The sequence below is a fragment of the Paraburkholderia monticola genome (assembly GCF_001580545.1).
GTDB classification, from domain to species: domain Bacteria; phylum Pseudomonadota; class Gammaproteobacteria; order Burkholderiales; family Burkholderiaceae; genus Paraburkholderia; species Paraburkholderia monticola.
Map to the genome: position 1 here is coordinate 85,016 of NZ_LRBG01000031.1, position 26,040 is coordinate 111,055.

A 26,040-nucleotide genomic window follows, 5' to 3' on the forward strand; every position below is an offset into this window, starting at 1 on the left:
GCTCGCTCCTTCAGTCCTCTCCGTCGAGCAGCGCGAAATACCGCTGCTCGGCGCTCGCGATGAAGTTTTGCGTAGCCAGCTTGATCTGCTTCGGGTCGCGTTGCAGAAAACCTTCCAGCATCGCGTGCATACCGTCCACGACGATTTTCTGCGTCGCGTGGTCTTTGAGTGTGCGCAGCCGCACCTGCTGGGCATGATCGGCGAAGCGGCGGATCGTGGTCCGCAGCCGCGAATTCTGCACGGCGTCAAGCCATGCGTCGCGAAACGCGACGTTGGCCTCGATCATCATGTCGCCGTCGTCTTTCTCATAGGCCTTGACGGCCTTCTGGTACGCGCGCTTGAGCACGTCGTCGACACGGTCGTCGAGAATCGCGGCCGTGCTCGCCGCGGCGCTCGGTTCGAGCAGGCGACGCACCTCGAAGATCTCGCGCACATCGCCACTCGTGAGCGTCGGCACGACGAAGCCCCGTGTCGTGCCGAGCAGATAGCCTTCGCTGACCAGCCGCAGCAGCACCTGGCGCACCGGCATACGCGTGCAGTCGAATTCATTGGCCACTTCGTAATCGAGCACCCGGTCGTCCGGCCCGATCTCGCCGTGCCGCAGGCGCTTGCGTATCTCCGTATAGATCGTCTCGGTCAGTGTGGTCTGGCGCAGCGCCGTGCGTCGCGGTTGCTTGGTCACGTTGGCGGTGTCTTCGGTCATGCGCGAGCGTTGGCGGAAGTTTGGATTGGGGCCCATCGTATGCGGCGCCCGCTTCGGCCGTCAAGCGTGAGCGGCGATAGCGCGGTGAGCGTCTCGCCGACTACGTCTTCCGTTCTTTTTCTGAATTCAGAATGTAATGTAGACGACGCTTTTCCGTCGAAATCTCGTTGTCTCGATGCAAGCCATGGTACTTTTTCGACGCGTATTTTTGGCTGCAATCAACGTATTATGAGATTGTTTGACATCTAAATATTTTCGTCTTAAAGTGAATTCACGTTAAAACTGAATTCAGAAATTCTGACTTCAGCCATCTCAGGAGTACTCCACATGCTGTTCCCAACGCTGAAGCCGGCATTGCGCGGCGATCAGCCAATCGATCTGATCTGGCTGGCTCTCGGCAGTGTGCCGGTCGTCGAATTCGCCGTGCATGCGAAGCCGGGGGCGCTGGTGCTCGATCTGCAGCACGGCTTGTGGGAGCGCACGCAACTGGAGGCGGCCATCGGTATTGCCGGAGCACGAGTGCCGGTCATCGCGCGCTGCGCGGAGAACTCGCATGCGGCCATTGCGCAGGCGCTCGATGCCGGCGCGGCCTCGGTGCTCGTGCCGCTCGTCGAATCGGCCGATGACGCGCGGCGCGCCGTTGCGGGAGGGCGCTATCCGCCGCTCGGCAGCCGCTCCGCGGGCGGAGTGCGGCCGCTGCTGGCGGGCGTCGAGGCGATGCTGGCGGCCGACCGCGAAGTCGCGATCGGTCTGCTGATCGAAACGGTGGAAGGGGTCGAGCACGTCGACGAGATCGCCGCGGTGAGCGGTGTCGATTACCTGTTCATCGGCACCGGCGACCTGTCGCTGTCGCGCGGCACGGCGGATGCGGACGTGATTCAGCGCGATTGCGAGCGCGTGCTGCAAGCGGCACGCGCGCACGGATTGCCGTGCGGCATCTTCACCGGCGAGGCGGGCGCGGCGCGCCGCGCGTTCGCCAACGGCTACCGGATGGCCGTGAGCGCCAACGACATCGAACTGGTCAAGCAGGGCTTCCTGAGCGCGCGGTCCCTCGCCTGCGGCGAAGCGCGAAGCCGGGCGTGATCCTTTTGCAACGAACCAACCGATTGGAGACGCGATGAATCTGACACGAGACGCGATCCTGACGATGCCCGATTCGCCCATCATCGACGTGTGGCGCCTCGGCGTCGGGCGCAGCGATGTGATCGGGCTGTGGGCAGGCGAGAGCGATCTGCCCACGCCGAAGCCCTTTTGCGACGCCGCTGCCGCGGCGCTGGCAATGGGTCAGACGTTCTACTCACAAAATCGCGGCATCGCCGCGCTGCGCGAAGCGATCGCCGCCTACTACGCGCGCCTGTGCCGCGTCGCGGTGGCCGACGAACGCATCGCGGCCACGAGTTCCGGCATGAACTCGGTGATGCTGGTCGCGCAGGCCATCATCGAGCCGGGCGACAACGTGGTTTGCGTCACGCCGTCATGGCCCAACATTCTGCGCGCGATCACGATCACGGGCGGCGAGGTGCGGTCAGTGCCGCTCAGTCATGGCGAGGACGGCTGGCATCTCGATCTGCAGCACCTGTTCGATGCGTGCGACGAGCGCACCCGCGCGATCTACTACGCGTCGCCCGGCAACCCGACCGGCTGGATGCTCGAAGGCGACCAGCAGCGGCGGCTGCTCGACTTCGCGCGCGAGCGCGGCATTGCGATTCTCGCGGACGAGGTCTATCAACGCATCGTCTACGACCGGCCCTATGCGCCGTCGATGCTCGAGTTCGCGACGCCCGACGATCCCGTTTTCGTCATCAACAGTTTCTCCAAGGCATGGGCGATGACGGGATGGCGCATGGGCTGGCTCGTCTATCCGGCAGCGATGCTCGACACCTTCGAGAAGCTGATCCAGTTCAACACCAGCGGCGGCCAGGCCTTCCTGCAGGCCGGCGCAACGGTCGCGCTCAACGACGGGGAGCCGTTCGTGCAGTCGTTCGTCGAGCGTTGCCGCGGCGGCCAGCGCATTGCGCTCGACCGTCTGCGGGCGATGCCCGGCGTGAGCGTGGTGCCGAACCACGCGTCGTTCTACCTCATGTTCAGCGTCGAGGGCGTGAGCGACACCCTCGAGTTTTGCAAGCGCGCGGTGCGCGAAGCCGGTGTCGGGCTCGCGCCCGGCATCGCGTTCGGCGCGGAGTCCGCACAGCAGATACGCCTGTGCTATGCGCGCAGCGACACGAGCCTGATCGAAGCGATGGACCGGCTCGAAGGCTTTCTCCGCAAGTTTTGACGCAGCACCCATGACCGGCGGCCCACCAGAAAACCGCCACCCACATCGAAGGGGCGATAAGAAAATCATGCAACGAAAACTTCAAGCCGCACTGGCTACCCTGGGCATCGGCCTGTCGGGCGGGGCCTTCGCGCAGAGCTCGGTCACGCTGTACGGCATCGTCGACCAGAGCGTGCGTTTCACGACCAACTCGAACGCGGCCAACGACAACCAGGTGCAACTGACCAACGGTGCGATCACCAACAGCCGCTGGGGCATGAAGGGCGAAGAGGACCTGGGCGGCGGCCTGAAAGCGATCTTTCGCCTCGAGAGCGGCTTCGAGCCGCAAACGGGCGTGCTCGATCAGAACGGCGCGTTGTTTGGCCGTTACGCGTACGTCGGTTTGTCGGGGCGTCTTGGAACCTTCACGCTGGGTCGCCAGGGTACCGAATCGTTCAACTTCTACGGCGACTTCGATCCGCTGACCGTCGGCAATTACACCGCGAACTCGTGGCCGTTCTTCATGACGATCGGGCGTATCAGCAATACGGCCACCTACGCCGGTCAGTTCGGCGGCTTGCATGTTGGCGCGACCTACGGCTTCGGTCAACAGCCGGGCAGCATGAGCAAGGGTTCGTACTGGGGCACGCGCGCATCGTACGACCTCGGTCCGGCGAGCTTCGGGGGCACGTATCAGGAAATGCGCGACCTCGATAACAACGTGCAGCGCATGTGGGGCGTCGGCGGAAAGTATGCGATCGGACCGGCGACGTTGTTCGCCGGCTACATGGGCGGCAGCGACGCGACCGGCTTCGTCGATTCGGCGCTGAACGTCAGCACGGTGACGGGCGGCAACTTCGTGGACAACCAGCGCCGCGACATGACGCTCTACACGGGCGCGGTCTGGCAGGTGATGCCCGCGCTCGCCGTCACGGGCGCGTTCTATTACGACGACATGAAGAACGTCAACGGCTTTTCCGGCAACAGCGGCAAGCGCTACACGGGCGTGCTGCTCGCCGAGTACTCGCTGTCGAAGAGCACTCAGGTGTATGGGACCGTCGATTACAACAAGGTGTCCGGCGGCGCGACGACCGAACTGCCGGGCAAGAGCAATCAGACCGGTGTCGCCGCCGGCATTCGCCACATGTTCTGAGGCGGCCCTCGGGCGCTAGTGTAAGGAGCAATCTATGACGACTCACCCCGACGAATCGCAGCGTGCTGGCTGGCTGCTTTATCACTCGGTCGGCATGTTTCCGGGGCAGGAGGAAGCCGTGCGCGCGGCACTCGACAGATTCGCGTCGAGCTGGTGTCGCCCCGACCTGCAACGCTGGGACTATGGACTCGCGGCGCGCCGCGAGGTGCTGGATCAATGGGCGCGACTGATCCATGCGCCGGCGCATGCGGTGTTCGCCGCCGAGAACGTCACGGACGCGTTCGCGCGTTTCGTCGGCGCGCTCGGGCGGGGACGTCTCGCCGGCAAGCGCGTGCTGATCGCGGCGGACTGCTTTCCGAGCCTGCATTACATGTTGAGCGGCCTCGCGCCCGTACTCGGCTTCACGCTCGACACCGTGCCGCTCGGGCCGGACGAAACGTATGTGAGCGACGCGGCGTTCATGGCGCGCTGGCAGGACGATGTGGTGCTCGCCGTCATCACGTGGGTCACCTCGACGGCCTCGAAGCGTGCGGACGTCGCGCGTCTTGTCGCGCATGGCCGTGAGCAGGGCAGCCTGATCGCAGTCGACCTCACCCAGGGAGCCGGCATTCTCGACTACGACGTGATGGCGCCTGCCGTCGACTTCGTCGCGAGCACCACGCTGAAGTGGCTGTGCGGCGCGCCGGGCACCGGCCTCGCCTACCTGAATCCGCGTCTGCTCGATAGCGACCTGACGCCGCTGGTGCAGGGCTGGTTCAGTCAACCCGATCCCTTCAATTGGGACCTCGAACGATTTTCGCTCGCACCGGACGCACGGCGCTTCGATAGCGGCACGCCGTCGTTTCTGCCGTTCGTCGCGTCGGCGCCCGGCCTCGCGTGGCGGCTTTCGCCCGCCGCGGCCGGCATGCGCGACCACAATCTCGCGCTGTCGCGCAAGCTGATCGCGCTGTGCGATGCGAAGGGCTACCACTTGCGCTCACCGCGCGAAGAGGCGATGCGTGGCGGCAGCGTGATGGCCGATCTGCCACCGCACGTCGATCCACGCGCGCTCGAAGCGAAGCTCGCGAGCCACGGCATTCTCGTCGACACACGTGGCAGCACCGTGCGCATGTCTCCGGGCGTGCTGACCCGACATCAGGTGCTCGACGATCTGGCGACGCTGCTTCCCGAAGTCTGATGCATTGACGCAATTGAAAACATTGACGCAATAAACAATCCGGACGGGACCAGGACATGGAAGACACAAGCATCACGTCACGCGAAAAAGGCTTGCACAAGGCCCTGACGCAGCGACAGATCGGCATGATCGGCATCGGCGGCGCGATCGGCACCGGCCTTTTCATGGGCAGCGGCATCGCGATCGGTTATGCCGGTCCAGGGGTGCTGATAAGCTATGCGATCGCCGCGCTGATCGCCGTCATCATGGTGTTCAGTCTCGCCGAGATGGCCGTCGCGCACCCGACGGCCGGCTCGTTCGGCACCTATGCCGAGATGTATCTGAATCGCTGGACCGGGTTCGTCGTGCGCTATACCTACTGGATCATCGAGGTGGTGGCGGTCGGCGGCGAGGCGATCGCGGTCGGCGTCTATATGAGTTTCTGGTTTCCGGGTGTGCCGGTGTGGATGTGGTCGATCGCGTTCGGCATTGCGCTCGTGTACGTGAATTGCCGGTCCGTGACCAACTTCGGGTCGTTCGAATACTGGTTCGCGTTGATCAAGGTCGTCGCGATTCTCGCGTTCATCGTCGTGGGTCTGGCGAAGGTGTTCGGCCTCGGCACGGGCACGCCGGTCGGCATGCACAATCTGACGGGACTGCCCGGCGGCTTCATGCCGCACGGTTTCAGCGGTGTGTGGATGGGTGTACTGATGGCGATCTTCTCGTTCTATGGCGTCGAGATCGTCGCGGTGACCTCGGGTGAAGCCCAAGACCCTTCGAAGGCCATTCCGAATGCGCTGCGCTCGATGGTGCTGCGCCTCACGCTGTTCTACATCCTCGCGCTCGGCATCATGGTGACGTATCTGCCGTGGACCGAAGCCGGCGCGAAGGTCGTGCAGCAAAGCCCGTTCGTGAAACTGTTCGCGCACGCGGGCATCGCGCATGCCGCGGCGTTGATGAACTTCGTCGTGATCACCGCGGCGTTGTCGAGCATGAATACGAACATCTATCTGTCCTCGCGCACGCTGTTCTCGCTTGCCCGTGGCGGATACGCGCCGCGCTGGCTGGGTACGTTGTCGCCGAGTGGGACGCCGCTGGTCGCGACGCTGATTTCCGGCGCCGGCGTGCTGGCCGCGGCCGCGGTGTCGTTCTTCAGTCCGCTCGCGTACAACTACCTGTTCGGGATCGCGCTGTTCGGCGGCATCTTCGTGTGGATCGTGATTCTCGTCACGCACCTGCGCTTTCGCCGCGCATGGCAAGGCCGCACGTTGCCGGTTCGCATGCCGCTGTTCCCGATCGCGCAGATTACCGGTATCGCGCTGCTGAGCGCCATTCTGGTCACGATGGGTCTCGATACCGACTTCTGGAACATTTCCTGGATCGTCGGCGTGCCCTGGTTGATCGGCATCTCGCTCGTGTATTTCATCTACCGCAAACGGCTCGCTCAGGCCTCGCTGTCGAGCGCGGCGAGCGTGTGATCTGTTCCATGACCGCACGAATCGACGATCTGTCAGCAAAGGAGCTGCCGCAATGAATTCCTGCCTCAATGAACTCGCCGCCGGACTGGTCAGCGGCGACGTGCGCGTGATCGATCTCACGCAGACGCTGTCACCCGAGTTTCCGGCGCTTCAGTTGCCCGCGCAATTCGGTCAGGTGTGGGCCTTCAAGATGGAGAAGATCAGCGAGTACGACGAGAACGGCCCCGGCTGGTACTGGAACAATTTCTCGTGCGGCGAACACACGGGTACGCATTTCGATGCGCCGGTCCATTGGGTTACGGGCAGAGACCATCCACGCAATTCGGTCGATACGATCGAAGCGCGAAACTTCGTGGCGCCCGCGGTCGTGATCGATGCGAGCGCCGAAGTGGCGGCCAATCCGGACTGGCTGCTGACGCCCGATTTCCTGATGCGCTGGGAAGGTCGGCATGGCCGGATACCCGCCGGCGCATGGGTGCTGTTCCGTACCGACTGGTCGAAGCGCACGGACCCCGCCGAGTTTCTCAACCTGAAGGAGGACGGCGCCCATACGCCGGGCCCTACCCAGGAAACGGTGGAGTGGCTCATTCACGAGCGCGACGTGCACGGATTCGGCGTCGAAACGATCAACACCGACGCGGGCCAGGCGTACTCGTGGACCGTTCCTTATCCGTGTCATACGCTGATGCATGGCGCGAACCGATACGGGCTGCAGTGCCTCACCAATCTCGATCTTCTGCCGCCGACTGGTGCGCTGATCGTGGCGGCTCCGCTGAAGATCCAGCATGGTTCCGGGAGCCCACTGAGAGTGCTCGCGATGGTGGCAGGCTAGCGCGGAGGCGCACGTTTCTGTTTCCGTAAGCAACTGTCAACGAACTGTCACCTGAACCGCTTAACGTTGAATGTTGGAGCGAGGCAGCCTGCGCCCGCAGCAGGTGTAGTTGCGGGATCACGGCGCGGAGCGAAGCTTGCTGCACCCCTTGAATCGGTCAGTCAATCTCGTGGAGGTGGACCATGCTGTTCAAACGAGGATTTGCAGTTCTTGCCGTGGCACTTCCCCTGGCGGTCGCGCAAGCGCAAACCGCCGACATCACCGGCGCGGGCAGCACGTTTGCCGCCCCGATCTATAACAAGTGGGCTGACGCTTACCACAAGGCGGGAGGCGGCAAGGTCAACTACCAGGGCATCGGTTCGGCGGGCGGCATCAAGCAGATCATCGCGAAGACCGTCGATTTCGCCGGCTCCGACGCGCCGATGAAGGACGACGAACTCGCGAAGACAGGGCTGTTTCAGTTCCCGACCGTGGTCGGTGGCGTGGTTCCGGTCGTGAACATGCCGGGTGTGAAGCCGGGGCAGTTGGTTCTGTCGGGTGCGGTGCTCGGCGACATCTATCTGAACAAGATCAAGAAATGGAACGATCCGGCGATCGCCGCCCTGAATCCGGGCATGAAGCTGCCGGATACGGACATCGCCGTCGTGCGCCGCGCCGACGGTTCGGGCACGAGCTTCATCTGGACGAACTTTCTGTCGAAGGTGAACCCCGAGTGGAAGTCGAAAGTCGGCGAAGGCACGACCGTGAACTGGCCGACCGGTACGGGCGGTAAGGGCAACGACGGCGTGGCCGCTTTCGTGCAACGCCTGCCGGGCGCGGTCGGCTATGTCGAGTGGGCGTATGCGAAGCAGAACAACATGGTCTACACCAGCCTGAAGAACTCCGCGGGTGCCGTGGTTCAGCCGAAGACCGAGACCTTCAAGGCGGCCGCGGCCGGCGCGGACTGGAAGACGTCGTTCTACCAGATCCTGACGAACGAGCCGGGCAAGGATGCATGGCCGGTCGTCGGCGCGACCTTCGTGCTGCTGCATTCGACGCAGGAAAAGCCGGCGCAGGGCGCGGCAACGCTGAAGTTTTTCGACTGGGCGTTCAAGAACGGCGGCCAGGCGGCCAACGATCTCGACTACATCTCGCTGCCGGATTCGGTCATGGAGGAAATCCGCGGTCAGTGGAAGACGAAGGTCAAAGACGCTTCGGGAAAGCCGGTGTTTCAGTGAAGGTAGCGGTTAGCACGGAGTCAATTGACTCAGGTCAATTGGCTCGCATTTCAAGGCGAGTAACGTGTCGGTGACGGCCTTTTATCACCGCACGCCAGGAGCCGCACATGGTCACGCGCAACGTCGAGGATGTCATCAGGCAGATTGCCGCCGCCACCAACACCCCCGAGGAAATAGTGGCCCAGATGTATCGGGAGACGTGGACGGAATACAGCGAAGGTGCGCGAATCACGGATTACCTGACGGTGCTGGTTGCTCGCCGTGTGAGTGACAATCTACGTCGACGGCAACGGGACTCGCATTGAGTGGCTCGGGTCAATCGCCCATGGGCGTTGCGGCGTCCGCGCCGAAGCGCTCTACGATAAATTCAATAAAGCTCCGAAGCTTCGGCGAGGTCTGCCGCTCACGCAGATACAGCAGGTTCAGTGGCCGCTCAGGCGCGGCAAACTCCGGCAGTACTTCGATCAACCGCTTCGCTCGCAGATCCGCGGCGACGAGCATCTCGGGCAGCATCGCGATGCCCAGGCCGCGCAACACCGCGCGTCGCAGCGCTTCGGAATTGTCGATCCTCAGCCTGCCGTCCACCGGCACGCTCACGCGTCCGTGCGGACCGTGCAGGATCCATTCGGGCTGTGCCGTGTGCCATTCCGAGCGCGGTGGATACGCATAGGTCACACACTGGTGCGAGGCCAGCGCGTCGGGCGATGACGGCGTGCCGTGCGTCGTCAGATACGTGCGCGACGCGCACAACACCAGCCGGTACGGCGTCAATGGCCGCGCCACGAGATCCGGATTGCCCAGCGCGCCGATGCGTACCGCCGCCTCGAAGCCGTCGTCGAGCAGGTCCGACAGCGCGTCGGTGGCGACGATGTCGAGCTTCACTTCGGGATAGCGCTCGCAGTAATCCCCGATCACCGGCATCAGGCATTCGTTGCTGAACACGACCGGCGCGGTCACACGCAGGCGTCCGCGTGGCGTCGCGAGATGATCGAGCGCGAGCCGTTCCGAATCGTCGATCAGGCCAAGAATCTCGACACATCTTTCATAGTAGGCCTGACCAAACGCGCTGACCTGCTGCTTGCGCGTCGTGCGATGGATCAGCCGCGTGCCAAGCCGCGTTTCCAGCGCCTGAAGATGATTGCCGACCATCGTCGGCGACAGGTCGCACGCCACCGCCGCGGCCGTCAGGCTGCCGCTTTCGACTACGCGCACGAACACGGTCATCGCTTTGAGAAGATCCATTCCGCAATAATAATTGGTTCTGTTGTCATTCGCCGTGCGTTTATCAAACTTTGCTTCGGGAATACAGTCCGCATGCACGACGCTCGCGGCCGATCCTGGTCCGCATCGCTCGCTCTCATGCACGGACATCATGCAAAGACCTCTCGCCTCAGCGGCCCGATCACCGCGCCTTGCCTTGCTCGCGACGAGCCTCGGCTTCGTCATCATCTGTCTCGACGTCACGGTGGTGAACGTCGCGCTTGCGCGCATGCGCGCTAGCCTCAGCCTCGATTCGACTGCGCTGGAATGGGTCGTCAACGCGTACACGCTGGCGTTCGCCAGTCTGCTGCTGTCCGCCGGCGCGTTGGCGGACCGGTTCGGCGCACGCCGCATCTTTCTCGCCGGGTTCGTGGTGTTCACCGGCGCATCGGTGGGGTGCGGGCTGTCGGCCGGCGCGGCGATGCTGATCGGCGCGCGCGTGTTACAGGGGATTGGCGCGGCGCTGTGCGTGCCGTCGTCATTGGCGCTGCTCGGCGCGGCGTTTCCGGACCCGCCTGCGCGCGCGAAGGCCGTCAGCATCTGGGCGGGCACGGCGGCGCTCGCGCTGGGCGCGGGGCCACTGGTCGGCGGGCTGCTGGTCGACCGCTTCGGCTGGCCGGCGATCTTTCTGATCAACGTGCCGATCGGCATCGCAGGGATCTGGCTGACCGTCGCTCATGCGCCTGACACGGAGGGGCACGCGGCGCGCCGTATCGATCTGGCGGGCCAGTCGCTTGCCGTCGTGGCATTGGTCGGGTTGACGTATGCGGTCGTCGAAGGCGGCAGGCTAGGGTGGAGCAGCATGACCGTCATGACGGGGCTCGGCGTCGCCGTCGTTGCGGGCGGGCTGTTCGTCATGGTCGAGGCACGACACCCGCAGCCGCTCCTGCCGCTCGCGCTGTTCCGCAATGCCGCGGTCAATGTCAGCTCGCTAACGGGCTTGTCGCTGAATTTCGGCTACTACGGACTGATGTTTGCGATGAGCCTGTTTTTCCAGAACGCGCGCCATGACACGCCGCTCGAAACCGGTCTCGCGTTCCTGCCCATGACGGCAGTGGTGACAGTCGCGAACATCGTGTCGGGCTCGCTCACCGCGCGTTTCGGTTATCGACTGCCGATGGCGGTCGGCCAGGCGCTGGCGGCGCTCGGCTATGTTTCGCTCGTGTTCGTGCATGTGGATAGCAGCGCGCTAGCGGTGGCGTTGCCGATGCTCACGATCGGCGTCGGCGTGGCGCTTGCGGTGCCGTCGATCAACACGGCGGTGCTGATGCAAGTGGACTCGTCGCGCATGGGCGTTGCATCGGGCGTGTTGAATACCGCCCGTCAGATTGGTGGCGTGCTCGGCGTCGGGTTGTTCGGTGCGCTGGTGCGACCGGAGTCCAACGATCTTGTCGCAGGACTTCATCTCGCTGTGATTCTGGCGGCTCTGGTCACGCTTTCGAGCCTTCTGGGCACACTGCTGGGGCTCAGGGCGTCCGGATCGTGGGCCGCGGACGGTGCTCGTTAGCAGCCCTGAGTCACTGCTCGTGAAACCCCGTCAGCCTGCTAGACTGGAAGTTCCCCTGCAAGCCATGGAGGGAGTCATGACAACCGTCTACGTCGTGAAGACCGGCGAGAAGTTCCTCTGCACCGCGGAGGACGGCGATATCGGCATGGCACCGGAAATCAAGGAAGCCACGTCCTTTCACTCCTACGAGGAAGCGAACAAAGTCGCGAACGAGCACGCCGACCCCGGATACGAAATCTTGTCCGTCGAGGTCACGAAACGCTCGTGAGGAGTTCGCTGCCAAACGCTGAGCGAAGGTGGAGCGGCAATTTCGCGGGCGCCATGCGATAGGGCGCCCGATTACCGCGTACTCGGCAGGCGCGCAAAGCAAGACTCTCCACGCCGTCCCTTGCGGAGACGGCGAGTTCTCCCGCGCCCCACCAGATCAGCCGAAAAGGCTTATGACCCGCCAAAGAACACCGGCTTCACCCCGCTCCCGCCGGTCGGATGGCCCATCTGCGACGAACCGTTGATCGCGGGGCCGTATCCGCTGCTTTGGCCTGCGGCGCTGGCGCTGGCGGCCGGCATGTTGGCAGGAAAATCGACGGTATTCGCATTGGCCGGGTTGTAGCCGGCTTGCTGAAGCTGCGCGAGCTCCGCCTGTACTTGCGCGCGCGTCAGCGTCCCGTCCGACTGCGCCAACGATGCGATTGGCACGGCAAGGACGGCGACCGCGCAAACTGTGTGGACTAACGTCTTCTTCATGGCCCATCTCCTGCTTAATTACTCCGGGTGACTCGCGCTTGGCTCGTCGCAATCACCCGATCAAAAGCATAGGCGAGAAACCATACAGTCGTCGTTCATTGTTCGAATGGGGATATCGGCGCTCGAGCGACTGCGAGGACCGAGCTACGAGCGCACCGGCTCACGCGTACCGCGCAAGAAACATATCCGCCGCCGCTTCCGCGATCCGCTTCTGTTCGTCGGCATCGAGCGGCACTTGCCCCATCGCCACCTGCGGCCAGAAAGCAAAACCCTTCACGAGCACCTGCAACTGCAGTGCCGCGAAGACGGGATCGTCGGTCTTGATGCGCCCGTCGGCGGCGGCCGCCCGGACCCACGCCGTCAGATCTTCCTCGCGTTCTCCCATCCGGGCGACCATATCCCGCGCGCGCTCCGGTGCATGGATGCCAGCCGCGATGGCCACCCGTGCAAGCGATAAAAAAGACTCGTCGTGAAGCAGACGCAGCTTGCGCTCCAACAGGTCGAGCAACTGCGCACGCAAGGGGGTGTCGGCACGATAGGCGGGCGCATCGCCGTCCTGGCTCGCGTCCCACAGTTGATGCAGAATCGCCGCGAACAGCGCTTCCTTGCTGGGGAAATGGTTATAGACCGTGCGCTTCGAGACGTTCGCGCGGGCGGCGATACGGTCCATGCTGGTCGCGTCGTAACCGGCCGCGAGGAATTCCTCGATCGCGGCGCCGACGATCGCGAGGCGCTTACGGTCCGTCAGACGTTGAGGGGTGGTACTGGATTCCATGCAACGAATTTTACACTGGCCAGTTTACTTTTCTCAAAAATAAACTACACTGCCGAGTGTACATTTTCTCCGGAAGACCCACTTCATGACGTCGCTTCCCGCCTTTGTCCGCCGTATGCTCGGCGTGAACGCCGTGCAACGTAGTCGCGCGCTGTTCAGCCTGTCGTCACAGCATGACGGCGAGCGCTTTCGCAACGTCAAGCCGCGTCCAGCGCAAGGTCTGCGCAAGACCTTGGGCCTCGCGTGGACGGTGCTGTTCAACAAGCCGCGCGGCACCGTGCCGAACGACGCCCTGCCGGTCGAAACGCTGACGCGCGCGCAACTCGACGCGGCGCCCGACCGCAGCCTGTACCGGCTCGGTCATTCGACGATGCTGCTGAAGCTGCGCGGCAAGTTCTGGCTGACCGACCCGGTGTTCGCCGAGCGGGCTTCGCCGTTCCGCAATCTCGGTCCGAAGCGCTTTCACGCGCCGCCGATCGCACTCGCGGATTTGCCGCCGCTGGACGGCGTGATCCTCTCGCACGATCACTACGACCATCTCGACCGCGACACCGTCCTCGCGCTGGCCGGGCGCACCGAGGTGTTTCTGACGCCGCTCGGCGTCGGCGATCGATTGATCGAATGGGGCATCGACGCGGCAAAGGTGCGGCAGTTCGACTGGTGGCAGGGCACCCAGGTCGAGGGCATCCAGTTCACCGCGACGCCCGCGCAGCACTTCTCCGGGCGCAGCCTGTTCGATGGCAACCGCACGTTGTGGGCATCGTGGGTGATCGTCGATGAGGATTTACGCGTCTTCTTTAGCGGCGACACCGGGTACTTCGAGGGTTTCAGCATGATCGGCGAGCGGCTCGGACCATTCGACGTCACGTTGATCGAAACCGGTGCGTACGACGCGATGTGGCCGTACGTTCATATGCAGCCCGAAGAAACCGTGCAGGCGCATATCGACCTGCGCGGTCGCTGGCTCGTGCCGATTCACAACGGCACCTTCGACCTCGCGATGCATCGCTGGCAGGAGCCGTTCGAAAGGGTCACGGGACTGGCGCTCGCGCGCGGCGTCGCGCTGTCGACACCGCGCATGGGCGAGCGGCTCGACCTGCAGGCGGTGCATCGCGGCGAACGCTGGTGGCGCGACGTCGCGGAAACTCTCGTTGCGCCGAAGGCCGCGTGGCGGTGGTGCGCGTCGCGTCAAGCGGGGGGAGAGGAGTCTTCCCTGGGGCGCTAGGACGCGCAATCGCCGATCTGCGGCCTAGTTCTTCAGATCGGCGAGAATGTGTTCCGCCAGAAAATCGCAGGGTGGGCGTTTCGAACCGGCACTTCGCGCCAGCACGACTTCAAGCGTGCCGATTTCGGGCAGGCCATTCGCCGCGCCCAGCAGCGAGAAATGCGCCGGTACCGCGCATTTCGCCAACGGCGTGACCGCCAGTCCGGCCTCCGCCATCGTCAGCAGCCCCAGCAGGCTCGGACTCTCATATGACGTTCGATACGGGATGCGGGCGCGCTCCAGACTTCGTATCGCCTTCTCTCTGGCGACGCTGCCGGGGAAGAAGACGGCGATGGGCAAGGGCCTTTCGCGCCAGATTTCGGTCGCGCCAGGCGCGGCCGCCCAGACCATCGGTTCGTGGCGCAGGAACTCGCCGTGCAAGCCTTTCACGCGCGTGGCGCAGACCAGATCGACGGTGCCGTCCTTCAACATGGGTTCGAGCGCGACGCTTGGCAGCCCCACCACCTGAATCTCCACTTTGGGGTAGGTCGCCGAGAATTTCTTCAGGATGGGTGGGAACAGCGACGTCGCATAGTCGTCCGGCACGCCGATTACCACGCGTCCGGTGACGTCGGGGCGCACCACCGCGGCCCACGCCTCGTCACGCAGCGCGATCATCCGTCGTGCGTAGGTCAGCAGCATTTCACCGTCCTGCGTCGGCACCACGCTGCGCGGCTTGCGAACGAACAGCGCCTTGCCGAGCGCCGTCTCGAGCGTCTTGATCTGCATGCTCACCGCCGATTGCGAGCGATGTACGACTTGCGCCGCCCGACTGATCGTGCCGGTGTCCGCCACCGCGATCAGCATCGACAGCACGTCCAGGTCGAGCGCCTTCATTTCCGTTGTCATGTTCGGTGGTATCAGAAAAATAGATCGATTCCATCAATATTATGCGATTTTCTTTTGTCAGCACAGCATCGATAGTGTCGCCAAAAGGAGCGCTGTGATGAATGCACGTACTAGCCCATCGATTCTGGCCTCGGTTTATGGCGCGGCTGCGCCGTCGTTTGTGACCACCGCATCGAGTCTTGCCGTACCGTACGTCGAGCGCGGGCAGGGCGAGCCCATGGTATTCGTGCACGGCTCGCTGTGTGACTATCGCTATTGGGACGCCCAGATGGCCTCCCTGTCAGGCCGCTTTCACTGCTTTGCGCCCAGCTTGAGCCACTACTGGCCCGAGGTCGACGCGTTTGGGCGCAGCGAATTCAGCTGGGAGGCGCACGTCGAGGAGATTGCCGAATTCATCACGGCGCTCGAGCTTGCTCCTGTGCATCTGGTTGGTCACTCGCGCGGCGGCTGCGTGGCTTTTCATCTGGCGCGCGAATATCCGCGCCTCGTGAAAACGCTGACGCTAGCCGATCCTGGCGGCCCGCTGCAAACCGAATCGAGGGGTCAGTCCGCGTCCATGCCGCCGGCGACCAACGTCTTGCGAACCCGTGTCGCCGAACTGATCCAGCGCGGCGAGTTCGACGCGGGCCTGTCGATGTTCGTGGATTCCGTCAGCATGCCGGGCTTCTGGAGCAAAAGCCCGGAGAGTTTTCGTCGCATGGCGCTCGACAACGCGCTCACGCTGCCCAAGCAGTTGCTCGATCCGCTTCCCGCTTATTCGCCGGAAGCGGCCCGGGATATCAAGTGCCGTACGTTGCTGATCGACGGCGAGAAAAGTCCTCGCATGTTCCGCAATACCGTCGACAAGCTGGAACAGTGGATCGAGTTTGCCGAACGTGAAACGATCGGCGGCGCGTCGCATGGGATGAACGTCGCGAGACCGGATGCATTCAACCGGGCGGTCACGGCTTTCGCGGCGTAGTCCGCCCGGCGCATCGGGCGCCGCTCAGTGTTGCGACACGGCCAGCAACGTATCGATCTTGTCATCCTGGGCCAGCAGCTCGGCCGCCGAACTCGAATGAATGACCGAGCCGCGCTCGAGCACCACGGCGTTGTGCGTGATGCTCAGGGCCTTGCGGGCATTCTGCTCGACCAGAATCACCGAGAGGCCTTCGTCGCGGATGATGTCCGAGAGGATGCGCATCAAGTCCTGCACGATGATGGGCGCGAGGCCCTCGAGCGGTTCGTCGAGCAGCAGCACCTTCGGATTGAGCATCAGCGCGCGGCCGATGGCCAGCATCTGCTGCTCGCCGCCGGAAAGCTGGTTGCCCATGTTCGCGCGGCGCTCCTGCAGGCGAGGGAACATCCGGTAGATGCGAGCCAGATCCCAGGGACCGGGCACGGCGATCGCCGTTAGGTTCTCCTCGACCGTCAACGACTTGAAGATGTTGCGTTCCTGCGGCACCCAGCCAATGCCCGCCCGCGCCCGCTGATGCGGCTTGAAAGCGGTGATGTCCTTGCCATCGAGCCAGATGCGCCCGCCAAAACGACGCGTGTGGCCGACGATCGTATTGATCAGCGTGGTTTTACCCGTGCCGTTGCGACCCAGCAGCGCCAGCGCCTGGCCTTGATCCAAGGCCAGATCGATACCCGCGAGGATTCGGGCTTCGCCGTAGCCGGCCGCGACTCCTTCCAGCCTCAACAATTCAGACATATTCGCCTCCAGCCAGCTCCTCACCCAGATACACGGCCTTCACGCGAGGGTCGCGGGCGATGTCGGCACAGGCACCCTCGGTGAGCAGACCGCCGCTGACCAGCACCGAAATGCGCTTGGCGAAGCTGAACACCAGGTCCATGTCGTGCTCGATCAGCACGATGGTCACGTCTTCGGGCAACGCGGCGACCGTATTGAGAATCTCGCGGCGTTCGCCGTCGGGAACACCGGCCACCGGTTCGTCCAGTAGCAGCACCCGCGGCTTCGCCGCGAGCGCCAGCGCGATTTCGAGCAGGCGCTGCTTGCCGTAGGGCAGCACGCGGGTTTCGCGATGCATGACGTCGATCAGCTTGCATTGATCGAGCAGTGCAGCGACCTCGTCCATGACTTCGCCGCGATGACCGAGCGCGCGCCAGAAGCGCGCGCCGAGACCATCGCGCTCGGAGATGGCCACAGAGAGCGATTCGGCCGGCGTCATGTGCTTGAAAAGCTGGTTGATCTGGAAGGTCCGGACCAGCCCCGCGCGGGCCCGCTTGTGCACGGACAGCGAGGTGATGTCGTGGCCTTCGAGCTCGATGCGCCCCGAGCTCGGCGCGAGCACGCCGGTCAGCTGATTGATCAGCGTGGTCTTGCCGGCGCCGTTGGGGCCGATCAGGGCCTGGCGGGCGCCTTTCTCGACCGCGATCGACACGTCATTGGTAGCGACGAGACCGCCGAAGCGTTTGACCAGATTGAATGTCTGCAGCGCGATCGTCATGGGTTGCCCCCGCTGCGACGGAACCATGTCCACGGACGCACGAGGCGCTCGTGACCGACGATCACGATGATCACCAGCAGCAGCCCGATCCAGAACTGCCAGTATTGCGGCGTGATGTCCGCCAGCTGGTCCTGCATGAATCTGAATACCACTGCGCCGATGATGCCGCCATACAGATAGCCCGCGCCGCCAATCATCAGCATCAGCAGCACGTCGGCCGAGCGGTGGAAGTCGAGCACGTCGAGCGATGCGAAGCCCGTGGTCTGCGCGAGCAGGGCGCCGGCCACGCCCGCGTAGGCAGCGCTCAACGTGTACACGGCGGTACGGCGCAGGTTGACCGGCACGCCCATGGCCGCCGCGCGCAGCGGATTCTGGCGGATCACCTGCAGCGACATGCCGAATGGCGACTTCACCACGGCGCGCGCAACTACGAACAGCACGAACAGCGTGACGATCGAGTAGAGGTAGGCCACCTTGCCGAACAGATCGAACTCGATATGCCCGAAGAGCGGCACCATCGGCACGCCCGTCATGCCGTCGGCGCCGCCGGTGAGCCAGCTCAGCTTGTTGGCCAGTTCATGCAGGATGGAGGCCACGCCCAGCGTCACCATCAGGCGCGTGAGGTCCGAACCGCGCATCACCAGCACGCTCGTGAGCAGGCCCGTCAGCGCCGACACCCCGCACGAGAGCAGCATGCCCAGCAGCGGATCCACATTGAAGTGCTTGGCCAGCAGCGCGGCCGAATAGGCGCCGAGACCGAAAAAGGCCGCATGGCCCAGCGAGACGATGCCGGTGTAGCCGAGGATCAAGTCGAGCGATACCGCGAACAACGCAAGGATCGCCATCTCGTTGAGCAACAGGTAGTTATTCAGCGGTATCAGGCTGACGCCCAGGGCCACGATCCAGAAGATGATTTCCACGGGGCGCCAGCGCGACCACTGCCTGCCCATGCTGCGGACTTCGGGCGCAAGCGCCGATGTGCCCGTTTCGCTAGAAGTTGCCGACTTCATTTGCCCCCCGCCCTGACGAACAGGCCTTGTGGTCGCCACATCAGGGTGATGATCATGACGCCGTAGATGATGAACGCCCCCAGATCGGGGATGTAGTACTTGCCCGCCACGTCGGCGATGCCCAGCAGCAGCGAGGCCAGCAACGGACCGGTCAGCGAGGTCGTGCCGCCTACCGCGACTACGACCAGGAAATAGATCATGAACTTGAGCGGGAAGATCGGATCGAGGCCGAGCATGTTCGCGCCCAGCGCGCCCCCGAGGCCGGCGAGGCCCGAACCGAAGGCGAAGGTGGTCAGAAACACGACGTTGATGTTGATGCCGAGGCCGCTCGCCGCGCGCGGATCATCGACCGCTGCGCGCAGTTGGCTGCCAAAGCGCGTCCGGGTCAGAATCAGCTGAAGCGCGATGACGAGCACCACGCAGACGAGGATCACGAACAACCGGTAGTAACCGATGCCGATGCCGGCGAATACCGTGCGGCCCTGGAGCCACTGCGGCAGGTTCAGGAACTGCTGGGTCGAGCCCATGAAGTAGTCGACCGTCGCGATGGCCATGAAGGTCAGCCCGATCGTAAACAGCACCTGGTTGAGCTCGGATTGCCCATACACCCGCTTGTAGAGCGTGCGTTCGAGGATGCCGCCCAGCACGGCCGAGGCGACGAACGCAAGCGGCAATGCGCAAAAGAAGGGGACGCCCAGACGCGACATGGCGAGCACCGTGGCGTAGCCGCCCACCATGGCGAAGGCGCCGTGCGCGAGATTGACGAAGTTCATCAACCCCAGCGTGATGGCCAGACCGCTCGCCAGCACGAACAGAAGCATGCCGTAGGCGATACCGTCGAAGAGAATGGTTAGCATGAGTTTTTACCACCGAAACGCCGCGCCCCTGGCAGTGCGAGGGGCGCGGCGGGCAAGTCGGAGCATCTGGATACTGCCTGCCTCACTGTGGCGAGGTTATTTGATCTTGGCCGGATCCTTGACGGCCTCGACCTTGTCGAACGGCACATTGAACAGCTGGCCATTCACCCGTTCCGTCCGGGTGATGTACACGTTCTGGATCATCTCGCGCGTCTGCGCATCAAGCTCCACCGGACCGCGCGGGCTGTTCCATTTCTGCCCCTTCATGGCAGCCAGCAGCTTGTCGCCATTGGTGTCGCCCTTGGTGGCTTCCAGCGCCGCGTAGATCAGATGCATGCCGTCATAAGCGCCGACGCTGTGGAAGTTCGGTCGCATGCCGGGGTTGGCTTTTTCGAAGGCGGCAACGTAGGCGCGGTTCTCGGGATTGTCGAGCGCGGCCGTGTAGTGCATCGATGTCACCGTGCCCAGCGCCACATCGCCCATGCCGTTCAGGATGTCGTCGTCGACCACGTCGCCGGTACCGATCAGTTTGATGCCCTGCTTGCTCAGGCCTCGCTCGGCGAACTGCTTCATGAACACGGCACCGGCGCCCGACGGCACGAAGATGAACAGCGCATCGGGCTTGAGGTCGGCGACCTTCTGCAGGAACGGCGAGAAGTCCGGGTTGGCGACCGGCACGCGCAGTTGCTCGACGACGCTGCCGCCTTCCGCTTCGAACACCTTCTTGAAGGAGTTCTGCGCGTCGATGCCGGGACCGTAGTCGGCCACCAGCGTGACCACCTTCTTGATCCCGTTCTTCGGCGCCCAACGGGCGATGCCCAAGGTGTTTTGCGGCAGCGTGAAGCCCGAGCGCACGATGTAAGGCGACTGCTCCGTGATCATCGCGGTGGCCGCGGCCATCACGACCATCGGCACCTTCGCCTGGGTCGCGAGCGGGGCGGCGGCGAGAGCCAGCGGAGTCAGCCCGAAGCCGGCCAGCACGGCGACGTGATCCTTGACGATCAACTCCTGCGCGAGGCGCTTGGTGGTGTCCGGAACGTTGGTGTCGTCCTTCAGAATGACCTGGATTTTCTTGCCCGCGACCGTGTCGCCGTGCTGGGCCATATACAGCTTGACCGCCGCGTCGATCTGGCGGCCCGTGGAAGCGAACGGGCCGCTCATCGGAACGATGAGTCCGATCTTGACCACATCGTCCGCATGGGCGAGTACGCTCGAACCTGCCAGCACGAGCGCGGCCGCGGCCTTGAGCAAAGTGCGCTTTTTGTTTTGCATTCGATTTCCTTGCTAACGAACCACGTAACAACGTTGAAAATCGGACCCCTCGATCATGGCTGGGAGAACGCGGTGAGCGGGATCCGGCGTAACGGTTTGCACACCCGAAGCTGGGGTTGGTCTGGTCGGTTGGGAGTCGGGGCGGTCACGGCGAATGCGGCAGTGAGCCTGCCAGTGGCTAGTGACTGTGCTTGTTCTTTTCGCGGGGACGGCGTACGGGATCGACATAGCCGTAGTGGGCGGGGCGCGCTCGCACTTGGACCAGCGGTAGACCGGGTCGGGCGGATAAGGCGTTGACGTCAATCATCTTGCATCCGAACATCTCTTGTCCCCTCTACGGAGGCCTCTCGATTGTGTTCTGCTCGCCCGTGAAACCGTCCGGCGATGCCGGCGGCACAGGTATTTTGGTTCGCTTTTCCGCGCGTTTTTCGACACGCCGATTTGACGGTCGCCCCTTCGCCGCGGAAGACGCGCGCCGTCTTGGGCGCGCATGCGATGGCCGCGGATGGCGGCATGCTGGTCAAGGCTGATCGCCCGCCGTTCGCACCCAGCACGATAAGCACGCGCGCCGTGGGTTGAAAGAGCGGGTTAACCACATACGAATGCTTCAGGGCGCATCGCGCATTGCCGAACGCGCACGCGGGGAGGGGCGATGAGACTGTTGCGTAGCCACGCCTGGCTGGTCTTGATGGACCTCGTGGGCGAGGCTTCCATGCTGCCGCTGGCGTTCTATCGCGTCGACCGCGATAAGCAAATTCGATACCCCCGGAAAGAAATCGCAACCCCCGGATGCCGCCATTCGGCGGCACGCGGCCAGCCGACCAACGCAAAGCGCAGCGACACTCGATTTTGATATCGCTTTTACACACCTGGTCCGAAGTTTTTCTGCGTCTTGATATCGCGGATGCTGAAATGGAAAACAGGAAATTCCTTCGGTCGAGGTTGAAGATGTTGACGCTGCTGATCCCGGTGCTGTGCAAGGAAGGCGCGCTCGAAGCCGCGCGCCACGCCGCGTTTCTGTTCGCTGAAAAATGCGTGGCGCGGGTGCAGTTGGTCGAGGTGCTCGAGGAAGTGGAGAAAGGGCGCGCGGTTGCGTACCAGTCGCCCGCGGCGCTGCGGCGACGCGAGAAGTCATCGATGCGTGATGCGCTGACGCGCACTTGCGCAGTCCTCGACGATGCTGGTGTGCCCTACACCTGGAAGCGCGTTTTCGGGCCGCCTGAAAAGACCATCGCCGTTTATGCCGCGACGAATGGCGCAGACGTGGTGGTGCTCGATGCGAGTGGCCTTGGCTTCTTCCGGAAGTGGGGCTTGCTCGCGAAGCTGTGGCGGTTGAGTCCCAAGCCCATCACGATGCTGCATTGACAGCCGGGTTGCGAGAGCCGTTCGAATCGGCATCTGCCTGAACGGGTGACGCTGTGCGGCGGATGGTCGATTCGCGCACAATGAGGCGCGGCTCCAGATTGGTGTATTCGCTATCCGGTTCGCCCATGCCGCCCAGTCGTTTGATGAGCTTGGTCATCGCGAGCTCACCCATCTTTTCGCTTTGCAGATCCATCGTCGTCAGTGCGGGCGACGCATATTCGCCATACGGCACGTTATCGAAGCCGGCTACCGACACGTCTTGCGGCAGGCGAAGACCGAGACCGCGTGCTTCCTTCATGAAACCCAAGGCGATCAGGTCGTTGTAGCAAATCACGGCGTCCGGCGGGTTCGGGCCAAGCATGATGGCCGAGCAGCCGCGCTCTCCAGCGGCCGCGGAGGGAGCGGGCGCGTCGTGAACCTCGAGCGACAAGCCGGAGCTCTGCAAACAGCTCGTGATACCGCGAATCCGCTCGTCGTTCCAGCGCGACCGGGCGAAACCCAGGTAGGCAAGTCGTTGGTGGCCCATGTTGACAAGGTGGCTGGCGAGCATATACGCGGCAAGATAGCCATCGGTTCCGACACTGGTGAGCGGAAAACGCTCGCTGCGTCCGAACAGCACGACAGGCTTGTCCAGATCGACCAGCCATTGAAGCGAATCGTCGGGCATGCGCGAACTGACGATCATGCCGTCGACGCGCTGGGCGAGCGACTCGATCAGCGATCGCTCGCGTTCGCCGCTTTCTTCCGTGTCGACCAGCAGCAGCGTGTAGTCGTGTTGCAGCGCGATCCGGTTGGCACCCTTGACGATGTTCGTGAAGTGGGGGTTGCGGATATCGAGGATGGCCACGCCGATGGTGCGCGTCTGCCCGGTAATCATCGACCGGGCGAGCGGATTCGAGCGATATCCAAGCTGCTCGACGGCTTCCTTGAGCCGGGCTTCGACTGTCGCTGAAAAGCGCTGGGCCCCATTCATGTACTTCGACACCGTGGCGACCGAGACGCCGGCCGCGGCGGCGACGTCGCGAATCGTTGTGGCACTTTTCTTCATTGTCGAGATAACGTTTTCCAAAATTTTCCTGATGTTATCGATAATCCGCGTGCGCGTAAAGGCATCCCGATCGCTGACCCTCGCGAACGCCGCTGCGCAGCGCGCCACTCGATGCCGCATCGAGAAATGGCCACGCCGGATACCGGTGCCGGCTTGTGTTCGTAGTTGGGCTTCAGCGCACGTTCAATTTTCTGCCGCTGGCGTAGCGATAGAAAATCAGTTCGGCGATACGGTTCGATGTACAGGAGTGCGATGCATGCGATGAAAACGCTTTCCCTTCTCGAGCCGATCGGGCTCGGCTCCGCGGGAAACTACCGGCCACGGCGAGCGTAAAGATTTCCCCATCCTTGTCGATATACAGAATGAATCGCCGCCGCGCCGCGCGGCAGGCCTTTGTTTGATCCGTAATGGTACGTGTCGTCCGGCTTATACATACGATGGCTGATCTAAAAACAGGCCGGATGCCGTCCCGATGCGGAAGTCTATGATTCGAATCACGCGCTCGCTTCTGGCAAAACCCGCTCTGTTCATTTTCGCGGGGATTGCCATCACGCTTGCGACCACCGGCGTCACCGCAGTCTCGCTGTACCAGATGAGGCTGGACGCGATGACGCAGGCCCGCGACGCCGCAAACAATCTCGCGCTCTCGCTGGAAAAGGAGACCGAGCACAATCTCGACATCTGTCAGCTTGCCATGCGGGATGTCGTGACGAGTATGGAGACCCCCGCCACGCTCCAACTCACTCCAGATGCCCGGCACCTCGTCGCATTCAGCGCGGCCAAGAACGTAAGGGAGCTGGGCGCGATCTTCGCGGCGGATGCTGCCGGTAACAGCACCCTCGATTCCCGCTGGATTCAGCCGCCGAAGCTCAATGTGAGCGAGCGCGATTTCTTCCAGGTTCAACAGCGGCAAAAAGGGGCTGGGTTGTATCTCAGCAAGCCCTTCATGTCACGCCTGGGCGCTGGGAAGCCGTCGATAGCGCTGAGCCTGCGCCTCGACGATGCAAACGGCCAGTTCGCAGGCATCGTTGCGGGTACGCTCCGGCTGAGCTATTTCCACCATCTATTCGAAGACTCGATCCTCGGCGATCACGGAACCCTGACGCTGTTGGAAACGGATGGGACCGTCGTGATGCGGCAACCGTATCACCGGGACGATATAGGCCGCTCGCTGGCCGGCGGCCATTCGTTTTCGACGCTCGTGCAGTCGGATCACGGAACCTATGTCGACGTTGCGGTGATCGACCATGTCGAGCGTCTATACAGCTTCAGGCGGATCGGAAACTATCCGCTCGTGGTGGTCGTCGGTCTCGCGACTGACGACATCTTCGCCGAGTGGCGTAAGCGGGCGTTCGCCATCGGCATCGTCACCGTCATACTGGATGCGCTCACCATCATGCTATGTCTGATGTTCAGCGCGCAATTGCGTAGGCGACTCGCGATGGAACGCCAGTTGAAGACGCTCGCATGGTTCGATGCGTTGACCGGCTTGCCCAATCGGGCACAACTCAACAAGGAGATGCTTCGTGTCCTGACGGAAAGCGGACGGAATTCGTCACAGTCGGCAGTCTTGTTCATTGATCTTGACCGCTTCAAACGGGTGAACGACACGCAGGGCCATGATGTCGGCGACGAAGTGTTGAGCGAAACCGCGCGGCGTCTGCGCGATTGTGTTCGGGGCGAGGACGTGATCGGCCGCCTCGGCGGAGACGAGTTCCTGGCCATACTGCAAAATTGCGACGTACATCGGGCCGCCCATGTAGCGGGGCGCATCCTGCAGACCCTGTACCAGCCGATCAGCGTCAGCACGAAAGCCGACACCAGCATCACGCTCAGTGCGAGCATCGGCGTCTCGCTGTATCCGCACGACGGGCAGGATGCCGATACCCTGCTGCGCAATGCAGACATGGCGATGTACAAGGCGAAAAGCGCAGGACGCAACCAGGTGCATTTCTATGCCCCTGTCTATGAGCGTCAAGCCAAAGAGCAACTCGAGCTGGAAATCGCGCTGCAACGAGCGTTGCGAGGAGGGGGCCTGAGCGTCGCGTACCAGCCCAAGGTCGATGTGACCGGGGCGCTACAGGGCGTCGAAGCCCTGGTTCGATGGAACGACGCGAAACTGGGGGTCGTGTCGCCGGAGCGTTTCATCGCCATCGCGGAAGAAAGCGGGCTGATTACCGAACTGGATAGCTGGGTGCTCGACGAGGCCTGTCGCCAACTGGCCGAGTGGCGCGCCGAGGGCATCGACGTTCCGGGCATCTCAGTGAATGTCTGTGCCGCCGACTTCAAGCGGCCAGACTATCCTGCCTTTATTGCGCACACCTTGCGCGTTCATGGTCTGCAGCCCGCGGACCTGATCCTCGAGATGACCGAGGGAGTCATGTTCGATGAGTCGGCCGATGACATACGCGCGTCGCTTGACGCGATACGTGCCCTTGGAATCGCGCTGTCGATCGACGACTTCGGCACGGGTTACTCGTCGTTGAGCTATCTGCATCGGATCCCGGTCAAGGAACTGAAGATCGACAAAAGCTTCGTGCGGGGCATCGGAACCGATGCGATGTCCGAGTCTCTGGCGCAGACGCTGATCAACATCGGCAACGTGCTGAATCTGAGTGTCATCGCTGAAGGCGTGGAAACGCGAGCACAGCGCGATTTTCTACAGAACTACGGCTGCCTGATGTACCAGGGATATCTGTTCTCGCCGCCGCTGTCGCCCCGAGACTTTGTCCTCTGGGTCGAAGCGCAGCGACAGCAGATGCCAGCAGGCTGATATCGTTCAACGCCCGAACAGGTTTTCTCTGATTCGCGCAGTGCCTTCACGATGGCGTGGTGCTGCGCCGCCA

General features: G+C 63.2%; 25 protein-coding genes. 14 read left to right on the forward strand and 11 right to left on the reverse strand.

The genetic code is table 11. The features are described 5' to 3' along the window. Positions 1–10: 10 nt before the first annotated feature. The gene (locus CI15_RS19885) at positions 11–703 is read right to left on the reverse strand and encodes a GntR family transcriptional regulator (RefSeq protein ID WP_062130107.1); all 693 of its coding nucleotides are present in this window, start codon (positions 701–703) and stop codon (positions 11–13) included. Between the two features lie 327 nt (positions 704–1,030). Between CI15_RS19885 and CI15_RS19890 the strand changes: the two genes are divergently transcribed. The 8 genes from CI15_RS19890 (at position 1,031) to CI15_RS19925 (ending at position 9,098) form a co-directional block, all read left to right on the forward strand. After that, entirely contained in the window at positions 1,031–1,786 is a 756-nt protein-coding gene (locus CI15_RS19890; RefSeq protein ID WP_062130109.1) for an HpcH/HpaI aldolase family protein, read from the forward strand. Between the two features lie 34 nt (positions 1,787–1,820). Beyond that, complete coding sequence (locus CI15_RS19895) at positions 1,821–2,978, forward strand: pyridoxal phosphate-dependent aminotransferase (RefSeq protein WP_062130111.1); 1,158 nt, start codon at positions 1,821–1,823, stop codon at positions 2,976–2,978. A 67-nt stretch (positions 2,979–3,045) separates the two neighbouring features. Further along, positions 3,046–4,110 carry a porin gene (locus CI15_RS19900; protein ID WP_062130113.1) on the forward strand — a complete coding sequence of 355 codons (1,065 nt, stop codon included), beginning with the start codon at positions 3,046–3,048 and terminating at the stop codon, positions 4,108–4,110. A gap of 34 nt (positions 4,111–4,144) precedes the next feature. Beyond that, a complete protein-coding gene (locus CI15_RS19905; RefSeq protein WP_062130115.1) occupies positions 4,145–5,287 on the forward strand; it encodes an aminotransferase class V-fold PLP-dependent enzyme in 1,143 nt (380 codons plus the stop codon). Positions 5,288–5,343: 56 nt separating this feature from the next. After that, complete coding sequence (locus CI15_RS19910; protein ID WP_062130117.1) at positions 5,344–6,744, forward strand: amino acid permease; 1,401 nt, start codon at positions 5,344–5,346, stop codon at positions 6,742–6,744. 52 nt (positions 6,745–6,796) lie between these two features. After that, positions 6,797–7,576 (forward strand): cyclase family protein, encoded by a 780-nt coding sequence (locus CI15_RS19915; RefSeq protein WP_062130119.1) that lies wholly within the window; start codon positions 6,797–6,799, stop codon positions 7,574–7,576. 182 nt (positions 7,577–7,758) lie between these two features. Further along, complete coding sequence (pstS, locus tag CI15_RS19920; RefSeq protein ID WP_062130121.1) at positions 7,759–8,793, forward strand: phosphate ABC transporter substrate-binding protein PstS; 1,035 nt, start codon at positions 7,759–7,761, stop codon at positions 8,791–8,793. Between the two features lie 107 nt (positions 8,794–8,900). Continuing rightward, a complete protein-coding gene (locus tag CI15_RS19925; protein WP_062130124.1) occupies positions 8,901–9,098 on the forward strand; it encodes a DUF3562 domain-containing protein in 198 nt (65 codons plus the stop codon). Between the two features lie 10 nt (positions 9,099–9,108). On the opposite strand, the gene CI15_RS19930 is transcribed toward CI15_RS19925, so the two are convergent. Continuing rightward, positions 9,109–10,035, reverse strand: a complete 927-nt coding sequence (locus tag CI15_RS19930; protein ID WP_062130125.1) for a LysR family transcriptional regulator — start codon at positions 10,033–10,035, stop codon at positions 9,109–9,111. Positions 10,036–10,165: 130 nt separating this feature from the next. On the opposite strand from CI15_RS19930, the gene CI15_RS19935 reads away from it, so the two are divergent. Both CI15_RS19935 and CI15_RS19940 read left to right on the forward strand, forming a co-directional pair. After that, complete coding sequence (locus CI15_RS19935; RefSeq protein WP_062130128.1) at positions 10,166–11,560, forward strand: MFS transporter; 1,395 nt, start codon at positions 10,166–10,168, stop codon at positions 11,558–11,560. A 76-nt stretch (positions 11,561–11,636) separates the two neighbouring features. Beyond that, on the forward strand, positions 11,637–11,828 hold the full coding sequence (locus tag CI15_RS19940) for a hypothetical protein (RefSeq protein WP_062130130.1): 192 nt from the start codon (positions 11,637–11,639) through the stop codon (positions 11,826–11,828). A 170-nt stretch (positions 11,829–11,998) separates the two neighbouring features. Here the strand turns inward: CI15_RS19940 and CI15_RS19945 are convergent, their stop codons facing one another. Together CI15_RS19945 and CI15_RS19950 are read right to left on the reverse strand one after the other, a co-directional pair. Next, positions 11,999–12,304, reverse strand: a complete 306-nt coding sequence (locus CI15_RS19945; RefSeq protein WP_062130132.1) for a DUF4148 domain-containing protein — start codon at positions 12,302–12,304, stop codon at positions 11,999–12,001. A 160-nt stretch (positions 12,305–12,464) separates the two neighbouring features. Then, positions 12,465–13,079 (reverse strand): TetR/AcrR family transcriptional regulator, encoded by a 615-nt coding sequence (locus CI15_RS19950; protein ID WP_062130134.1) that lies wholly within the window; start codon positions 13,077–13,079, stop codon positions 12,465–12,467. 85 nt (positions 13,080–13,164) lie between these two features. Here CI15_RS19950 and CI15_RS19955 point away from each other — a divergent pair, with 85 nt between their 5' ends. Then, the gene (locus CI15_RS19955; protein ID WP_062130136.1) at positions 13,165–14,304 is read left to right on the forward strand and encodes an MBL fold metallo-hydrolase; all 1,140 of its coding nucleotides are present in this window, start codon (positions 13,165–13,167) and stop codon (positions 14,302–14,304) included. A 24-nt stretch (positions 14,305–14,328) separates the two neighbouring features. On the opposite strand, the gene CI15_RS19960 is transcribed toward CI15_RS19955, so the two are convergent. Beyond that, a complete protein-coding gene (locus CI15_RS19960; RefSeq protein WP_174543248.1) occupies positions 14,329–15,180 on the reverse strand; it encodes a LysR substrate-binding domain-containing protein in 852 nt (283 codons plus the stop codon). Between the two features lie 109 nt (positions 15,181–15,289). Between CI15_RS19960 and CI15_RS19965 the strand changes: the two genes are divergently transcribed. Further along, the gene (locus CI15_RS19965; protein ID WP_062130140.1) at positions 15,290–16,153 is read left to right on the forward strand and encodes an alpha/beta fold hydrolase; all 864 of its coding nucleotides are present in this window, start codon (positions 15,290–15,292) and stop codon (positions 16,151–16,153) included. A gap of 24 nt (positions 16,154–16,177) precedes the next feature. Here CI15_RS19965 and CI15_RS19970 read toward each other — a convergent pair whose 3' ends face one another. The 5 genes from CI15_RS19970 to CI15_RS19990 all read right to left on the reverse strand — a co-directional run bounded on the left by CI15_RS19970 (position 16,178) and on the right by CI15_RS19990 (position 20,781). Beyond that, positions 16,178–16,885, reverse strand: a complete 708-nt coding sequence (locus CI15_RS19970; protein WP_062130141.1) for an ABC transporter ATP-binding protein — start codon at positions 16,883–16,885, stop codon at positions 16,178–16,180. Further along, positions 16,878–17,642, reverse strand: a complete 765-nt coding sequence (locus tag CI15_RS19975; protein WP_062130142.1) for an ABC transporter ATP-binding protein — start codon at positions 17,640–17,642, stop codon at positions 16,878–16,880. The genes CI15_RS19970 and CI15_RS19975 overlap by 8 nt, the downstream gene beginning before the upstream one ends. Continuing rightward, on the reverse strand, positions 17,639–18,652 hold the full coding sequence (locus tag CI15_RS19980) for a branched-chain amino acid ABC transporter permease (RefSeq protein ID WP_082814245.1): 1,014 nt from the start codon (positions 18,650–18,652) through the stop codon (positions 17,639–17,641). The genes CI15_RS19975 and CI15_RS19980 overlap by 4 nt, the downstream gene beginning before the upstream one ends. Further along, positions 18,649–19,509: a branched-chain amino acid ABC transporter permease gene (locus tag CI15_RS19985; RefSeq protein WP_062130147.1), complete on the reverse strand. Its 861-nt coding sequence runs from the start codon at positions 19,507–19,509 to the stop codon at positions 18,649–18,651. Before CI15_RS19985 ends, CI15_RS19980 begins: the two co-directional genes overlap by 4 nt. 96 nt (positions 19,510–19,605) lie before the next feature. Beyond that, positions 19,606–20,781 (reverse strand): ABC transporter substrate-binding protein, encoded by a 1,176-nt coding sequence (locus CI15_RS19990; RefSeq protein WP_062130149.1) that lies wholly within the window; start codon positions 20,779–20,781, stop codon positions 19,606–19,608. Positions 20,782–21,570: 789 nt separating this feature from the next. Here CI15_RS19990 and CI15_RS20000 point away from each other — a divergent pair. Beyond that, positions 21,571–22,146, forward strand: a complete 576-nt coding sequence (locus CI15_RS20000; protein WP_420915868.1) for a universal stress protein — start codon at positions 21,571–21,573, stop codon at positions 22,144–22,146. Here CI15_RS20000 and CI15_RS20005 read toward each other — a convergent pair. After that, positions 22,130–23,194, reverse strand: a complete 1,065-nt coding sequence (locus CI15_RS20005; RefSeq protein WP_082814246.1) for a LacI family DNA-binding transcriptional regulator — start codon at positions 23,192–23,194, stop codon at positions 22,130–22,132. The two genes, CI15_RS20000 and CI15_RS20005, sit on opposite strands and share 17 nt — an antisense overlap. Before the next feature lie 484 nt (positions 23,195–23,678). Here CI15_RS20005 and CI15_RS20010 point away from each other — a divergent pair, with 484 nt between their 5' ends. Beyond that, entirely contained in the window at positions 23,679–25,967 is a 2,289-nt protein-coding gene (locus tag CI15_RS20010; protein WP_062130154.1) for a putative bifunctional diguanylate cyclase/phosphodiesterase, read from the forward strand. The last annotated feature ends 73 nt before the right edge of the window (positions 25,968–26,040 follow it).

Bases quoted from the DNA above. Each gene is read 5' to 3' on its own strand.
- CI15_RS19885 (WP_062130107.1), bottom strand. From the start codon at position 703: ATGACCGAAGACACCGCCAACGTGACCAAGCAACCGCGACGCACGGCG.
- CI15_RS19890 (WP_062130109.1), top strand. From the start codon at position 1,031: ATGCTGTTCCCAACGCTGAAGCCGGCATTGCGCGGCGATCAGCCAATC.
- CI15_RS19895 (WP_062130111.1), top strand. From the start codon at position 1,821: ATGAATCTGACACGAGACGCGATCCTGACGATGCCCGATTCGCCCATC.
- CI15_RS19900 (WP_062130113.1), top strand. From the start codon at position 3,046: ATGCAACGAAAACTTCAAGCCGCACTGGCTACCCTGGGCATCGGCCTG.
- CI15_RS19905 (WP_062130115.1), top strand. From the start codon at position 4,145: ATGACGACTCACCCCGACGAATCGCAGCGTGCTGGCTGGCTGCTTTAT.
- CI15_RS19910 (WP_062130117.1), top strand. From the start codon at position 5,344: ATGGAAGACACAAGCATCACGTCACGCGAAAAAGGCTTGCACAAGGCC.
- CI15_RS19915 (WP_062130119.1), top strand. From the start codon at position 6,797: ATGAATTCCTGCCTCAATGAACTCGCCGCCGGACTGGTCAGCGGCGAC.
- pstS (WP_062130121.1), top strand. From the start codon at position 7,759: ATGCTGTTCAAACGAGGATTTGCAGTTCTTGCCGTGGCACTTCCCCTG.
- CI15_RS19925 (WP_062130124.1), top strand. From the start codon at position 8,901: ATGGTCACGCGCAACGTCGAGGATGTCATCAGGCAGATTGCCGCCGCC.
- CI15_RS19930 (WP_062130125.1), bottom strand. From the start codon at position 10,035: ATGGATCTTCTCAAAGCGATGACCGTGTTCGTGCGCGTAGTCGAAAGC.
- CI15_RS19935 (WP_062130128.1), top strand. From the start codon at position 10,166: ATGCAAAGACCTCTCGCCTCAGCGGCCCGATCACCGCGCCTTGCCTTG.
- CI15_RS19940 (WP_062130130.1), top strand. From the start codon at position 11,637: ATGACAACCGTCTACGTCGTGAAGACCGGCGAGAAGTTCCTCTGCACC.
- CI15_RS19945 (WP_062130132.1), bottom strand. From the start codon at position 12,304: ATGAAGAAGACGTTAGTCCACACAGTTTGCGCGGTCGCCGTCCTTGCC.
- CI15_RS19950 (WP_062130134.1), bottom strand. From the start codon at position 13,079: ATGGAATCCAGTACCACCCCTCAACGTCTGACGGACCGTAAGCGCCTC.
- CI15_RS19955 (WP_062130136.1), top strand. From the start codon at position 13,165: ATGACGTCGCTTCCCGCCTTTGTCCGCCGTATGCTCGGCGTGAACGCC.
- CI15_RS19960 (WP_174543248.1), bottom strand. From the start codon at position 15,180: ATGAAGGCGCTCGACCTGGACGTGCTGTCGATGCTGATCGCGGTGGCG.
- CI15_RS19965 (WP_062130140.1), top strand. From the start codon at position 15,290: ATGAATGCACGTACTAGCCCATCGATTCTGGCCTCGGTTTATGGCGCG.
- CI15_RS19970 (WP_062130141.1), bottom strand. From the start codon at position 16,885: ATGTCTGAATTGTTGAGGCTGGAAGGAGTCGCGGCCGGCTACGGCGAA.
- CI15_RS19975 (WP_062130142.1), bottom strand. From the start codon at position 17,642: ATGACGATCGCGCTGCAGACATTCAATCTGGTCAAACGCTTCGGCGGT.
- CI15_RS19980 (WP_082814245.1), bottom strand. From the start codon at position 18,652: ATGAAGTCGGCAACTTCTAGCGAAACGGGCACATCGGCGCTTGCGCCC.
- CI15_RS19985 (WP_062130147.1), bottom strand. From the start codon at position 19,509: ATGCTAACCATTCTCTTCGACGGTATCGCCTACGGCATGCTTCTGTTC.
- CI15_RS19990 (WP_062130149.1), bottom strand. From the start codon at position 20,781: ATGCAAAACAAAAAGCGCACTTTGCTCAAGGCCGCGGCCGCGCTCGTG.
- CI15_RS20000 (WP_420915868.1), top strand. From the start codon at position 21,571: ATGCCGCCATTCGGCGGCACGCGGCCAGCCGACCAACGCAAAGCGCAG.
- CI15_RS20005 (WP_082814246.1), bottom strand. From the start codon at position 23,194: ATGAAGAAAAGTGCCACAACGATTCGCGACGTCGCCGCCGCGGCCGGC.
- CI15_RS20010 (WP_062130154.1), top strand. From the start codon at position 23,679: ATGATTCGAATCACGCGCTCGCTTCTGGCAAAACCCGCTCTGTTCATT.